We start from the raw sequence: 13,647 nt of genomic DNA, 5'->3' as shown, positions 1-13,647 counted from the left end.
ACTCCTCGGTCGTTCTCGGGCGCCTGCGGTCAGTAGCGGTAGTGCTCGGGCTTGTACGGGCCCTCGACGTCGACACCGATGTACTCGGCCTGCTCCTTGGTCAGCTTGGTGAGGGTGCCACCGAGCGCCTCGACGTGGATCTTCGCCACCTTCTCGTCGAGGTGCTTGGGCAGGCGGTAGACCTCGTTGTCGTACTCGTCGGGCTTGGTCCACAGCTCGATCTGCGCGATGACCTGGTTGGAGAAGCTGTTGCTCATCACGAACGACGGGTGGCCGGTGGCGTTGCCGAGGTTCAGCAGACGTCCCTCGGAGAGCACCACGATGGACTTGCCGGACGAGAACACCCACTGATCGACCTGCGGCTTGATGTTGATCCGCGTCGACCCCGACCGCTCGAGACCGGCCATGTCGATCTCGTTGTCGAAGTGGCCGATGTTGCCCAGAATCGCCTTGTCCTTCATCGAGCGCATGTGCTCGAGGGTGATGATGTCCTTGTTGCCCGTCGAGGTGATGACGATGTCCGCGTCGGCGATGGCCTGCTCGACGGTGACGACGTCGAACCCGTCCATCAGGGCCTGCAGCGCGTTGATCGGATCGACCTCGGTGACCTGGACGCGAGCGCCCTGGCCGGCCAGCGACTCGGCGCAGCCCTTGCCGACGTCGCCGTAGCCGCAGATCAGCACCTTCTTGCCGCCGATGAGGACGTCGGTGCCGCGGTTGATGCCGTCGATGAGCGAGTGGCGCGTGCCGTACTTGTTGTCGAACTTGCTCTTGGTGACCGAGTCGTTGACGTTGATCGCCGGGAAGGTCAGCTCCCCGGCCGCCGCGAACTGGTAGAGCCGCAGCACGCCGGTCGTGGTCTCCTCGGTCACGCCCTTGACGGACTCGGCGATGGCGGTCCACTTGCCCGCATCCTGCTCGAGCGACGCCCGCAGCAGGCCGAGGAAGACCTTGTATTCGTCGGAGTCGTGCTCGTCGTCCACGGGCGGAACGACGCCGGCCTTCTCGTACTGCGCGCCGCGCAGCACCAGCATGGTCGCGTCGCCACCGTCGTCGAGGATCATGTTGGCCGGGCGGGCGGTGCCGTCCTCGGCGACGGGCCAGGTCAGCATGCGCTCGGCGGCCCACCAGTACTCGGCCAGGCTCTCGCCCTTCCAGGCGAACACCGGGACGCCCTGCGGCGCCTCGGGCGTGCCGTGCGGACCGACGACGATCGCGGCGGCGGCGTGATCCTGGGTGGAGAAGATGTTGCAGGACGCCCAGCGCACCTCGGCCCCGAGCGAGACGAGGGTTTCGATCAGCACGGCCGTCTGCACCGTCATGTGCAGCGAGCCGGAGATCCGCGCGCCCTTGAGGGGCTGCACGTCGGCGTATTCACGACGCAGCTCCATCAGGCCGGGCATCTCGTGCTCGGCGAGGGCGATCTCCTTGCGCCCGTACTCGGCGAGCGAGATGTCGGCGATCTTGAACTCGAGACCGTTCACGATGTCGGACTGCAGCGTGCCGAGGGTCTCGGCGAGCGCCTGCGTCTCGGGGGTCGTCGTCTCGGATGTCGTCATGTCTGGGGGCACTCCCTGGTCGGCTGGCGATCGACGCGGCTGGTGATCGCCAACCCAGGTTATCCCCTGACGGCGACCCCGGTGTCGGCGGTGGAACTCACCGGGAACCGGGCGCGCAGTCGGTCGGCGGCGCTCGGGTCGAGATTCGCACGCGTCACGTCACCGTCGTAGTGGTCGACCACCTTCGGATCCATGACGCGCCGCCAGAGCGGCGGGACGGCGGCGAGCAGCACCATCGTCGCGTACCCCGCCGGCAGCTGCGGAGACTCGTCGAAAGACCGCAGCGTCTGGAACCGTCGGCCGGGGTTGGCGTGGTGGTCGCTGTGCCGCTGCAGGTGGTACAGGAAGATGTTGGTGACGATGTGGTCGCTGTTCCAGCTGTGCCGGGGTGCGCAGCGCTCGTAGCGGCCGGTGGCCGTCCGCTGCCGCCGCAAGCCGTAGTGCTCGATGTAGTTCACCGACTCGAGCAACAGGACGCCGGTCACGGCCTGCACGAGGAGGAAGGGCAGGACCACCGGTCCGAACGCCGCGACGAGCACTCCGAACAGCAGGACCGACAGGCTCCAGGCGGTGAGCACGTCGTTCCGCAGCGAGAGGACGCGTCGGCCCCGTCGACGGAGTCGGTCGCGCTCGAGTGCCCACGCCGAGCGCACCCCGCCGAGGATCGTGCGGGGGAAGAACCGGTAGAGCGATTCGCCGAGACGGGCGCTGGCCGGGTCCTCGGGCGTCGCGACGCGCACGTGGTGGCCGCGATTGTGCTCGACGACGAAGTGCCCGTAGCAACTCTGCGCGAGCGCGATCTTGGCCAGGCGGCGCTCCGCCCGCTCGACCCGGTGCCCGAGTTCGTGCGCGGCGTTGATGCCGATGCCGCCGACCAGACCGACCGACACCGCGTAGCCGATGCGGTCGACGGTGGACAACGTTCCGAACGCCACCAGCCAGCAGGCGACGACGAGCCCGACGTACTGCACCGGGAGGAACAGGAAGGTGCACCAGCGGTAGAAGCGGTCCTGCTGGAGATCGCGCACCTCGTCGTCCGGCGGATTGCTGCCGTCGGCACCCGCCAGGACGTCCAGCAGCGGGATCAGGACGAAGAAGACCAGCACCCCGCTCCACCAGAAAAGGGGCGACCCGGTGTGCAGCACCAACTGCGACGGCAGCAACGACGACGCCGGGGCCAGGATGCCCAACGGCCACAGATACCTCTTCGGATCCCGCCATCCGCGCGTCACCGTGTCACGCTCCTCCCCCGGTGTCGATTCATCCCGATGCCACGAGCGCGTCGCCGAGCACGACCGCCGGGACGGGTGATCGAAACGTCACATCCGCCGAAAACATACCATCGGACCGTTTCGCTGCCTCACGAACGTCCGGCGGGCCGGGGGGTTCGGTGGTCGGGCGACTACTCGAGTCCGGCCTGCTGTCGACCGAGCACGGAGTGCCGGCGCGAGTAGGCGAAATAGATGACGACGCCGAGTGCCATCCAGATCACGAATCGCATCCAGGTCTCGACGGACAAATTGACCATCAGCCAGAGGCAGGCGACGACCGCGAGGATCGGCACCAGCGGCACCAGCGGGGTCCGGAACCCCCGCTGGAGATCCGGGCGAGTCCGACGCAACACGACGACGCCGATCGAGACCAGGACGAAGGCGAACAGCGTGCCGATGTTGACCATCTCCTCCAACGTCCCGATGGGGAAGAACGTGGCGAGAACGGCGACCACCACGGCGACGACGACGGTGATGCGCACCGGGGTACCGCGCGAGCCGGTCTTGGCCAGCGCGCGCGGCATCAGTCCGTCGCGCGACATCGCGAACAGCACGCGGGACTGCCCGAGCAGCAGCACCATGACCACCGTCGTGAGGCCGGCGAGAGCGCCGAAGGAGATGATCTGCTGGGCCCAGGTGATGCCGTTGAGCTCGAAGGCGGTGGCCAGCGTGGACGAATCACCGGCCAGTTCGGTGTAGTTGACCATGCCGGTGAGGATCAGGGTCACTGCGACGTACAGCACGGTGACGATCGCGAGCGAGCCGAGGATGCCGCGCGGCAGGGACCGCTGCGGGTCGACCGTCTCCTCCGCCGTGGTGGCGACGATGTCGAAGCCGATGAAGGCGAAGAACACCAGGCTGGCGGCGGCGAGCAGGCCGTACCAGCCGAAGTTGCTGCCCTCGGCGCCGGTGACGAAGGAGAACAGCGACTGGGTCAGTCCGCTCTCGGCCTCCGCCGGCTCGGCCGGCGGGATGTACGGGCTGTAGTTGGCCGCCTTGATGTAGAAGGCACCCACCACGACGATGAGCAGGACGACGGCCACCTTGATGGCGGTGATGATCAGCGAGACGCGCGAGGAGATCTTCACGCCCGTGACCAGCAGCACCGACAGGACGACCACGATGAGCAGGGCGCCCCAGTCGACGTCGATTCCGCCGATGCTCGCGACCGGCGACGCGGTGCCGAGCACCTCGCCGAGGTAGAGCGACCACCCCTTGGCGACGACCGCGGCGGCCAGCGCGAACTCGAGGATGAGGTCCCACCCGATGATCCAGGCGATGAACTCGCCGAACGTCGCGTAGCTGAAGGTGTACGCACTGCCGGCGACCGGAACGGTGGAGGCGAACTCGGCGTAGCAGAGTGCGGCGAGGCCGCACGCGATCGCGGCGAAGACGAATGCCAGCGAGACGGCGGGACCCGCGACGTTGCCGGCCGTCCGCGCGGTCAGGGTGAAGATGCCCGCGCCGACCGCGACGGCGACGCCGAAGACCGTGAGGTCCCAGGAGTTCAGCGTCTTCTTCAGTTTGGTGTCGGGCTCGTCGGTGTCCCGGATGGACTGCTCGATCGACTTGGTTCGCCGAAGACCTCCTCCGGAACCGGTCACCGGCTCCCCGGTCGCGCCCTTGCCGTGACTCGTCACCGGCGTGCTCCTTCGCGTCCGCGCACCGTCGACGACGGCGCTGTGCGCCCTATCGTCACACGAGGACAGGTCACAACGGGTCAACGGGTGCCCGGTGCGTCACACCGACAGACCTGCTCGACCGACCTGGTCGACCGAGCTAATCGACGGAGCCGACCTCGGCGACGAACACCGTCGCGTCCTCCGTCGCCGCGCAGAGTTCGGGATCGGGGTCGGAGGCGGCGATCCACAGGGCATGACCCCGCTGGAGCGGCAACGTCGCGCCGCCGGCGCGGACCTGCACGCTGCCGTGCACGCACAGCAGGATGCGCGGCCGGTCCAGCGGACCCAACGTGTACGGCGAGGACCCCGCGCCGTCGGCCCCCGCACCACTGCTCAGTTCGACTCTGGTGAGCGCGAACTCCGGCGCGGGCGTCGGGTAGCGCACCGAGCCGTCCGGTTGCGTCCGCGACTCGAGCACCGGCGACGGCAACGGCTCGAAGTCGAGCACGCGCAGCAGTTCCGGCACGTCGACGTGCTTGGGCGTCAGCCCACCGCGCAACACGTTGTCGGAGTTCGCCATGATTTCCACCGCGGTTCCGCGCAGGTAGGCGTGCAGGTTGCCGGCGTCGAGGTAGAGCGCCTCCCCCGGGCGGAGCGTGACCCGGTTCAGCAGCAGCGCCGCGAGAACCCCCGCGTCACCCGGGTAGTACTCCCCGAGTTCGAGCACGGTCCGCAGCTCGGCCACGAACCGGCGGTCACGCGTGGTCTCCGCGCGCTCCAGCGCCCGCACGCAGGCGTCGAGCACCGCGGGCAGCACGGCGTCCAGCGCCCGCTGCGGCAGCGTGATCCACGACGTGAAGAGGGTCCGCAGACCGATCGCGTCCGGCTGGTCCTCGAGCATGCGCTGATACGGCGCCAGCTCCTCCGCGCCGAGCAGCGCGAAGAGCTCGATGGTCTCGCGCGGGACGCGGAAGCCGGCCAGGGCGTCGAACTCGGTGAGCGCGACGACCAGTTCCGGCTTGTGGTTGGCGTCCCGGTAGTTGCGCACCGACGCGTCGATGGGCACGCCGGCCGCGTTCTCGCGGCGGTAGCCCTCGCGGGCCTGGTCCAACGACGGGTGCGCCTGCAGCGAGAGCGGCTCGTCGGCCGCGAGGAACTTCACCAGGAACGGCAGCCGGGAGTCGAACCGCTCGGCCACCGCGGCGCCGAGTTGACCGACGGGGTCCCGATCGATCGCCTCCAGCAGCGAGGTGGGTCCGGCCTCGGAGACCAGATGCGCGGGATCGCCGGGGTGCGCCCCGAACCACAGTTCCGCCTCGGGATGTCGGGTGGGCGAGGGAAGTCCGCGGAGTTCCGCGAGCGCCGTCCGCGACCCCCAGGCATAGGACCGAGCCGCACCGTCGAGAAGGTTCACGTTCGACCGCCTGTCGTCACCGTCGAGCCGTCGTCCGGTCGGACGGCGGCGGGATGTTGCGTCGCGTCGGCCGTCATCGGCCACCGGCGAGATGGACGTACGCCGCCGCGGCCTCGAGCCGGGCGGCCAGGACCAGGCAGTGACGCAGCGCGACAGCGGGATTCGCGGTCGACGCCGCACCCGGCGCGGGCGCGACGCCCGCGTCCACCGACGGCGTGTCGCCGGCGACGTCGTCGGCGCGGATCACGTCCACCTCGCCCAGGACGGCGACGCGGCGGCGGACCGACGAGTCGTCGGGGTCGATCGACACGGTGAGGATGCGGACCGGATCCGCCGGGCGGGGGCCGTCGATCTGATCGTCGTGGAAGAGCGGGTCGTAGTCCGCGCCGCCGCCCCGCGCGGCACCGCCGTCGGGATCACCGCCCACGGAACCGAACTCGTGGACCACCGCGACCGCGTCCGACAGCTCGCTCGACGCGGCGACGATCCCGGCCGCCCGGAGCAGCACCGCCGCGCCGTGACGGGCGACCTCGGTGGCGACGACGCCGTCCCCGGTCAGCAGGACCCGTCGACCGAGCAGGCGCGACGCCAACGACTTGGCCGGATTGCGGAACACCTCGACGGAGGCGTGGTGCCGCGCCGACTCCGCGTCCACGACGTCCGCCACCGCCGCGAGATCGCCGACGGCCGAGGCCGGGTCGACCGCGGCGAGCACGGCCGCGATCGACGCGACGTGGCGCGCGAAACCGTGGCGGTCGGGCAGGCGCACGCGGGGCGGCAGCGCCATCACGCGGCCGGCGCCGGCGTCGGCCACCGGCCCCTCGTCCGGCACCGTCACCACCACGTCGGCGCGGCGACGCACGGCGGCGTCCACGGACCGGGCGAGGGCGGGGTCGCCGGCGTCGTCACCCGCGACGACGACGACGTCGAGGGGGCCCACCCAGGACGGGGTGGACGGTGCGAGCACCATGGGCACGCCGGCGGACGCCGACAGGGCGGAGACGAGTCCGGCGGCCCGGCGGGCGGGGCCGGACGGGGCGACCACCACGACCGCGCGCGGCCGAACACCGTCCAGCCGGGCCAGCGCACCCTCGGAGACCGCGGCAGCGGTCGCCCGGATCTGCGCGCCCGCCAGCGCGGACGCGTGGAGCACGCCGGCGCGATCGGCGCGGGTCACGGCATCGGCGTCGTCGAGGTCGACGGGCGTCGACGGATCGGTCGCCGACAGCCGCGAGAACTCGGGGTACTCGGAGATCTCGGACATCTCGGCCATCTCACCCACCTCTCGTGCGCGCACCGGCCTCTCGGACGGTGCCCTCCACCATGCCAGGGACTACCCGGTTCACGCCCGAACGATGCCGAGGATCTCCGTCGTCAGTCGATCGACGTCCGCGGCCGTGGGGGCCTCGACGTTCAGGCGCAGCAGCGGTTCGGTGTTCGAGGCGCGCAGGTTGAACCAGGTGTGGTCGCCGAGGTCGACGGTGACGCCGTCCAGACGATCGACGGCCACCGTGCGGTCGGCGAACGCGTCGACGACGGCGCGGGTGCGCTCGGCGGCGTCGGCGACGGTGGAGTTGATCTCGCCCGAGGCGGCGTAGACCTCGTACCGCGCCATGAGCTCGGACAGCGGAGCGTCCTGCGAGCCGAGTGCGGCCAACACGTGCAGCGCCGCCAGCATGCCGGAGTCGGCTCCCCAGAACTCGCGGAAGTAGTAGTGCGCCGAGTGCTCGCCACCGAACACGGCGCCGGTCTCGGCCATGAGCGCCTTGATGAAGGAGTGACCGACACGGGTGCGCACCGGGTGTCCCCCCAGCGACTCCACCAGCTCTGGCACCGACCGCGACGTGATCAGGTTGTGGATGATCGTCGACGACGGGTGCGCGGCGAGCTCCCGCTCGGCGACGAGGGCGGTGATCGCCGACGGCGACACGGGCTCGCCCCGCTCGTCGACCACGAAGCACCGGTCGGCGTCGCCGTCGAACGCGAGCCCGATGTCCGCCCCGGTCTCCCGGACGTACGCCTGCAGGTCGACCAGGTTGGCCGGCTCGAGCGGGTTGGCCTCATGGTTGGGGAAGGTCCCGTCGAGCTCGAAGTAGAGGGGGTGCACGGTGAGCACGGTGTCGCCGAGCACCGCGGGCACGGTGTGCCCGCCCATGCCGTTGCCCGCGTCGACGGCGACGCTCAACGGCCGGATCGACGCGATGTCGACCAGAGTGCGGACGAACTCCGCGTAGTCGCCGAGGACGTCACGAGTGGTGATCTCGCCGCGGGGACCGTCGGCGGCGGGCACCCCCTCGATCACGTCGGCGGAGATGGTCGCGAGCCCCGAGTCCTGTCCCACCGGCTTGGCGCCGGCCCGGCACAGCTTGATGCCGTTGTAACGGGCGGGGTTGTGGCTGGCGGTGAACATCGCTCCGGGGCAGTCGAATCGGCCCGACGCGAAGTAGAGCTGGTCCGTCGACGCCAGGCCGATGTGCACGACGTCGAGTCCGCGGGAGACGACGCCCTCGGCGAACGCCGCGGCCAGCGCGGGCGACGAATCCCGCATGTCGTGTCCGATCACCACACGGTCGGCACCCTCGGCACCGACGAGCCGCGCGAACGACGCCCCCACGTCCCGGACGAAGTCCTCGTCGATCTGTTCCCCGACGACGCCCCGCACGTCGTACGCCTTGATGACCGCTGTGACCAGGTCCGCTGATCGAGCCACGACATTGTCTCCTCGGAGGTGGTGGGAACGAGACGGTGCGCACACCGAATCACGAACGATCGCCGCGGGCGCGTGATGCGCCACCGTCGGCGACGGACCCACACGGGGTTCGGTGGGTACGGGAGAAGCCTAGTGCCCCGAGCGCCGTCGGGAGGGGTAGCCGCGTCGGCCCGTCACGGCCGCCGCGCCGGGTTCAGGACGACGGGTCGGGCAGCACGCGCAGGTGGCCGCGTCGGCCGGTGCGTGCGGTCGGCATCGTCGGGACGATTCCGGCGACGCCGCCGTCGGACGGGCCCGAATCGGGCATCGCGTTCGTCCGGGCCCGCGGGCCGCGATCGCGGGCGCCGGCCTCGCGCACGGCCTCCGCCAACGCGGTCAGGTCGTCCTCGTCCGGTCCGGACGTCGCGAAGCCACCCTCGTACCGGACCATGTCCCAGCCCTTGGGTGCGGTGATCGACGAGCCGTGCACCTCGCACAGATCCCACGAGTGGGGCTCGTCGACGGTCGCCAGTGGACCGACGACGGCGGTGGAATCGGAGTAGACGTAGGTCAACGTCGCCACGGCCGGTCGGTTGCACCCCGGTCGGCAACATCCCCGCACAGCTCTCACAGCCAGCACCCTAACCCGCGGAGCGAGCAACCGAACAGCCGACACGACGGTGACCGCCGATGCGACGAGGCCGGAACCGGTCGCCGTACCATGTTCGGGTGTCGCCCCACGGTTCCTCCTCCGGACAATCGCGTTCCGGGCGTACCCGACCCTCCACGTCGCGCTCCGCCACCCGACGCGGTCGCGGCATGCGGGGCGTGCTCCTGCCGGAGTCGGTGCCCGGACGGCGTTCGCGCGCACAGCAGTTCGACGCCGCCGTCCTCGAGGCCTTCGCCCCCATCGAGCGTCGCTGGCACGAGCGTCTGATGAAGCTCGACATCGCGGTCGACGACGTGCCGAAGATTCGGGCGGTCGACCCGACGTCGGTGACGTGGCCGCCGGAGGTGGTGGCGGAGGGACCGGTGCCGCTGTCCCGTCTCATCCCGGCCGGGGTGGACAAGCGCGGCGCGACCGTCCGCGCGCGCATCGTCGTGTTCCGTCGTCCCCTCGAGCGCCGCGCGCGCAGCACCCGCGACCTGACGGCGCTGGTGCACGACGTGCTGGTGGAGCAGGTGGCGACCTACCTCGGCGTCACGCCGGACGTGGTCGATCCCGACCCGCTGGACTGAGCCGATCCCGGCTGGTCCCGACCCGATCCCGGCCGGTCCCGACCCGCCGGACCGGGTCAGACGATGCCGCGCTTGAGGCGCCGGCGCTCCCGCTCGGACAGTCCGCCCCAGATGCCGAAGCGCTCGTCGTTGGCCAACGCGTACTCGAGGCATTCGTCCTTGACCTCGCAGCCGAGGCAGATGCGCTTGGCCTCCCGCGTGGAGCCGCCCTTCTCGGGAAAGAACGCCTCGGGGTCGGTCTGCGCGCAGAGGGCGCGCTCCTGCCACTGGTCGTCCTCGTCGGCACCGTCCACCAGCACGAGGCCGGGTTGCGGTGCGGCCGTGGGCATTCCGAGGGTCACGAGCGGCGGGTCGACGTCCCCGTCGAGGTCCATGCCGTCCGGGCCGTCGACGCCGTCCGCGCCGTCCGCGCCGTCCGCGCCGTCGTCGAGGGTGCCGCCCAGTCGGTCGGTGAGGTCGAGAACGTCGTCGGCAGGGTCCTGCAGAGCGGCGCGGTCCTGCAGATCGGAGTTCGCGTGCTGGTCGGGCATCACGTCCGCCTCCTCTTCTTCTGCGCGCCCCGCCGAGAAGCGGCGGTGCGGTCGTTGTCGGTCACTGGTGTCGAGGATCGACCGTGAAGCCGGATCGCGATGCGCGCACTCGCGACGACGCGAGCGAACACGTGTTCGAACGGTGGTTCGCTGCAAGCGATTCCGCCGTCCGAACCGGTAATGACATGACTGTGATTAGACACGCCGCGGTGTGTCGCGGTCAAGCGGAGAGCGCTTTTTGCCATACCATCACGCCCCCCGTTTTCCGGGCAGGGAACAACCACGGTGTGTTATCGCCGTCGGCCCCCGCAGATCCCCCACCGGCCCCACCTCGCCACACCCCCTCTACCCGACCGCTCCGCGCGGCAAACCCCACCCACCGCACGGGCGGCGCGACGGGCACGAACGGGAGCGAACCGCGCAAGGCATAGGGTCGTCGGTCATGAAGGTGTGTCCATGAAGGTGACCGTTCTGGTGGGTGGCGTCGGCGGAGCGCGCTTCCTGCAAGGCGTGCGTGAGCTGCTGACCGACGCCGACGAGATCACGGCCGTGGTGAACGTGGGCGACGACGTGTGGATGCACGGACTGCGCATCACGCCGGATCTCGACACGTGCATGTACACCCTCGGCGACGGCATCGACCTCGACCGCGGGTGGGGCCGGCGCGGCGAAAGCTGGAGTGTCAAGGAGGAACTCGCGGCCTACGGCGCTCGACCGGACTGGTTCGGTCTCGGCGACCGGGACATCGCCACCCATCTCGTCCGCACCCGGATGTTGCGGGCCGGCTATCCGCTCTCCGCCGTCGTCGAGGCGCTGTGCGTGCGGTGGTCCCCCGGCGTCCGGTTGCTGCCCGTCACCGACGATCGGTGCGAGACCCACGTCGTGATCACCGACCCCGAGTCCGACGACGACACCCGCAAGGCGGTGCACTTCCAGGAGTGGTGGGTGCGTCATCGCGCCGCGGTGCCCACGCACAGCTTCGCCTTCGTCGGCGCCGAGCAGGCGTCACCGGCTCCCGGTGTGCTGGACGCGATCTCGGAGGCGGACGTGGTCCTGTTGGCTCCGTCCAACCCGGTCGTGAGCATCGGCGCGATCCTCGCCGTCCCCGGGATGCGCTCCGCGCTGCGAACGACCGCGGCACCGGTGGTGGGCCTGTCCCCCGTCATCGCGGGCCGACCGCTGCGGGGCATGGCGGACGAGTGCCTGTCGGTGATCGGCGTGGAGACCTCGGCCGAGGGCATCGGACGTCACTACGGCGCCCGCAGTGGCACCGGTCTGCTCGACGCCTGGCTGGTCGACGAGGGCGACACCGCGGACGTGCCCGGTGTCACCACGCGCGCGATCCCGCTCGTCATGTCGGATCCGGCGGCGACCGCCGCCATGGTGCGGGCCGCACTGGACGTGGCGGGCGTGGCGTGAGCGATCACGCGCCCGGCGGGTCGGTGGAGATCCTGCCGGTCACCGGTCTCCCCGAGTTCCGTCCCGGGGGCGATCTCGGCGCCGCACTGGCGTCGGCGGCCCCGTGGATCCGCGACGGCGACGTCCTGGTGGTCACCAGCAAGATCGTCTCCAAGGTCGAGGGACGACTGGTGGTGTCCCCGACCGATCCCGAGGCCCGAGATGCGCTGCGGCGCATCCTGGTCGAGCAGGAAGCCGTACGGGTGCTGGCGCAGCGCGGACGCACGCTCATCACCGAGAACCGCCTCGGCATCGTGCAGGCGGCCTCGGGCATCGACGGATCCAACGTCGTCGGCGACGAACTCGCGCTGCTGCCGGAGGATCCCGACGCCTCGGCCCGCGCCCTGCGCGCGGACCTGCAGGCCCGCCTCGACGTCCGGGTGGCCGTGGTGATCACCGACACGATGGGCCGCGCGTGGCGAAACGGCCAGACGGACAACGCGATCGGCGCGGCCGGTCTCCCGGTCCTGCACGGCTACGCCGGTGAACGCGACGGGCAGGGGAACGAACTGCTGGTCACCGAGGTGGCCCTCGCGGACGAACTGGCCGCCGCGGGCGATCTGGTCAAGGGCAAGCTCGGCGGCGTCCCCGTCGCCGTCGTGCGCGGCCTCGCGGTCGCCGACGACGGGTCGAGCGCACGGGATCTGGTGCGCCCCGGCGAGGACGACCTGTTCTGGCTCGGCACCGAGGAAGCGATGCGGCGCGGTGCGCTCGGGGCGGTCCCCGGCCGCCGTTCGGTCCGCCGCTTCACCGCGGACCCGGTGGACCCCGCCGCGGTGCGCGCGGCCGTCGCCGACGCCGTCACGGCACCCGCCCCGCACCACACTCGCCCCATGCGGTTCGTCCACCTCGCCGACGGGCACCAGCGGACCGTCCTCCTCGACGCGATGGAACGACGCTGGCGCAGCGACCTCGCCGCCGACCCCCGCACCGCCGGCTCGATCGACGCGCGGGTCGCACGCGGGCGCATCCTGCGAGACGCGCCGACCGTCGTCCTCCCGTTCCTCGTTCCCGACGGTGAACACGCCTATCCCGACGCCCGTCGCCGTGCTGCCGAGCGGACCATGTTCACCGTCGCGGCCGGCGCGGCCGTGCAGGCGTTCCTGGTGGGACTGTCCGTGCGGGGCCTCGGCTCGTGCTGGATCGGCTCGACCATCTTCGCGCCCGAGGAGGTCGCGCGGGTGCTCGACCTTCCCCCGTCCTGGCTCCCCGTCGGAGCCGTCGCGATCGGCGTGCCCGCGGACCGGCCGACACCGCGGCCGGCCACGTCGGTCGACGACGTCCTGGTGCTGCGATGAGCGCCGCGACGCTGCACGAGTCCGCCGTCGACGTGCTGACCGAGTGGCGGACGGACGACGCGGCGGCCGACTCGCTGCGGCACACCACGCTGGCGTTCCTCGCCGCCGAACCGCGCGCGTGCCTGCGCGAGAGCGCCGCCGGCCACATCACGGCGTCGGCGGTGCTGCTCGACCGGGGCGGCCGCCACGTCCTGCTCACGCTGCACCCGCGCGTGGGTCGGTGGTTGCAGCTGGGCGGTCACTGCGAACCCGACGACCGGACCGTCCGGGACGCCGCGCTGCGCGAGGCCCGGGAGGAGAGCGGGATCGACGAGCTCACGCTCGAGCCGGAACTCCTGGACGCGCACACGCACCCCATCACCTGCTCGCTGGGCGTGCCCACCCGACATCTCGACCTGCGCTTCGTCGTCCGCGCCGCGGCCGACGCGCAGGACGTGCCGATCGTCCGCAGCGCGGAGTCGACGGACCTGCGCTGGTGGCCGATCGACGCCCTCCCCGACGGTCCGGAGGGCGCCGAACGTGACGCGCTGCGCGCCATGATCGATCGGGCCGACGCCCGCTGAGGGT

At 71.2% G+C, this 13,647-nt stretch carries 12 protein-coding genes; 4 read left to right on the top strand and 8 right to left on the bottom strand.

The window, feature by feature from the left end:
* Positions 1-29 precede the first annotated feature (29 nt).
* From ahcY to HQ603_RS03915, 7 genes are all read right to left on the bottom strand, one after another.
* Positions 30-1,559 (bottom strand): adenosylhomocysteinase, encoded by a 1,530-nt coding sequence (ahcY, locus tag HQ603_RS03945; protein WP_222683000.1) that lies wholly within the window; start codon positions 1,557-1,559, stop codon positions 30-32.
* Positions 1,560-1,618: 59 nt separating this feature from the next.
* Complete coding sequence (locus tag HQ603_RS03940; protein ID WP_222682999.1) at positions 1,619-2,791, bottom strand: alkane 1-monooxygenase; 1,173 nt, start codon at positions 2,789-2,791, stop codon at positions 1,619-1,621.
* Between the two features lie 170 nt (positions 2,792-2,961).
* Positions 2,962-4,470, bottom strand: a complete 1,509-nt coding sequence (locus tag HQ603_RS03935; protein WP_371830956.1) for an amino acid permease — start codon at positions 4,468-4,470, stop codon at positions 2,962-2,964.
* Between the two features lie 139 nt (positions 4,471-4,609).
* Positions 4,610-5,866 (bottom strand): mannose-6-phosphate isomerase, class I, encoded by a 1,257-nt coding sequence (gene manA, locus HQ603_RS03930; protein ID WP_222682997.1) that lies wholly within the window; start codon positions 5,864-5,866, stop codon positions 4,610-4,612.
* A 73-nt stretch (positions 5,867-5,939) separates the two neighbouring features.
* Positions 5,940-7,130, bottom strand: coding sequence for a tobH protein (locus HQ603_RS03925; protein WP_222683278.1), 1,191 nt, complete (start codon positions 7,128-7,130; stop codon positions 5,940-5,942).
* Positions 7,131-7,208: 78 nt separating this feature from the next.
* On the bottom strand, positions 7,209-8,576 hold the full coding sequence (locus HQ603_RS03920) for a phosphomannomutase/phosphoglucomutase (RefSeq protein WP_222682995.1): 1,368 nt from the start codon (positions 8,574-8,576) through the stop codon (positions 7,209-7,211).
* A 193-nt stretch (positions 8,577-8,769) separates the two neighbouring features.
* Positions 8,770-9,186 (bottom strand): DUF3499 domain-containing protein, encoded by a 417-nt coding sequence (locus HQ603_RS03915; RefSeq protein ID WP_222682993.1) that lies wholly within the window; start codon positions 9,184-9,186, stop codon positions 8,770-8,772.
* A gap of 188 nt (positions 9,187-9,374) precedes the next feature.
* On the opposite strand from HQ603_RS03915, the gene HQ603_RS03910 reads away from it, so the two are divergent.
* Positions 9,375-9,794, top strand: a complete 420-nt coding sequence (locus HQ603_RS03910; protein WP_261773210.1) for a metallopeptidase family protein — start codon at positions 9,375-9,377, stop codon at positions 9,792-9,794.
* A 56-nt stretch (positions 9,795-9,850) separates the two neighbouring features.
* Here HQ603_RS03910 and HQ603_RS03905 read toward each other — a convergent pair whose 3' ends face one another.
* Complete coding sequence (locus tag HQ603_RS03905) at positions 9,851-10,123, bottom strand: WhiB family transcriptional regulator (RefSeq protein ID WP_139203833.1); 273 nt, start codon at positions 10,121-10,123, stop codon at positions 9,851-9,853.
* 657 nt (positions 10,124-10,780) lie between these two features.
* On the opposite strand from HQ603_RS03905, the gene cofD reads away from it, so the two are divergent.
* From cofD to HQ603_RS03895, 3 genes are read left to right on the top strand one after another with little or no spacing between them, the layout of a single operon-like run.
* Positions 10,781-11,743: a 2-phospho-L-lactate transferase gene (gene cofD, locus HQ603_RS18810; protein WP_261773209.1), complete on the top strand. Its 963-nt coding sequence runs from the start codon at positions 10,781-10,783 to the stop codon at positions 11,741-11,743.
* Positions 11,740-13,080 (top strand): coenzyme F420-0:L-glutamate ligase, encoded by a 1,341-nt coding sequence (locus tag HQ603_RS03900; RefSeq protein WP_308126349.1) that lies wholly within the window; start codon positions 11,740-11,742, stop codon positions 13,078-13,080. The genes cofD and HQ603_RS03900 overlap by 4 nt, the downstream gene beginning before the upstream one ends.
* Positions 13,077-13,643, top strand: coding sequence for an NUDIX hydrolase (locus tag HQ603_RS03895; RefSeq protein WP_222682988.1), 567 nt, complete (start codon positions 13,077-13,079; stop codon positions 13,641-13,643). Before HQ603_RS03900 ends, HQ603_RS03895 begins: the two co-directional genes overlap by 4 nt.
* Positions 13,644-13,647 lie beyond the last annotated feature (4 nt).

The sequence above is a fragment of the Rhodococcoides corynebacterioides genome (assembly GCF_019834675.1).
GTDB lineage: Bacteria > Actinomycetota > Actinomycetes > Mycobacteriales > Mycobacteriaceae > Rhodococcoides > Rhodococcoides corynebacterioides_A.
This window is presented reverse-complemented; position numbering and strand designations above follow the sequence as displayed.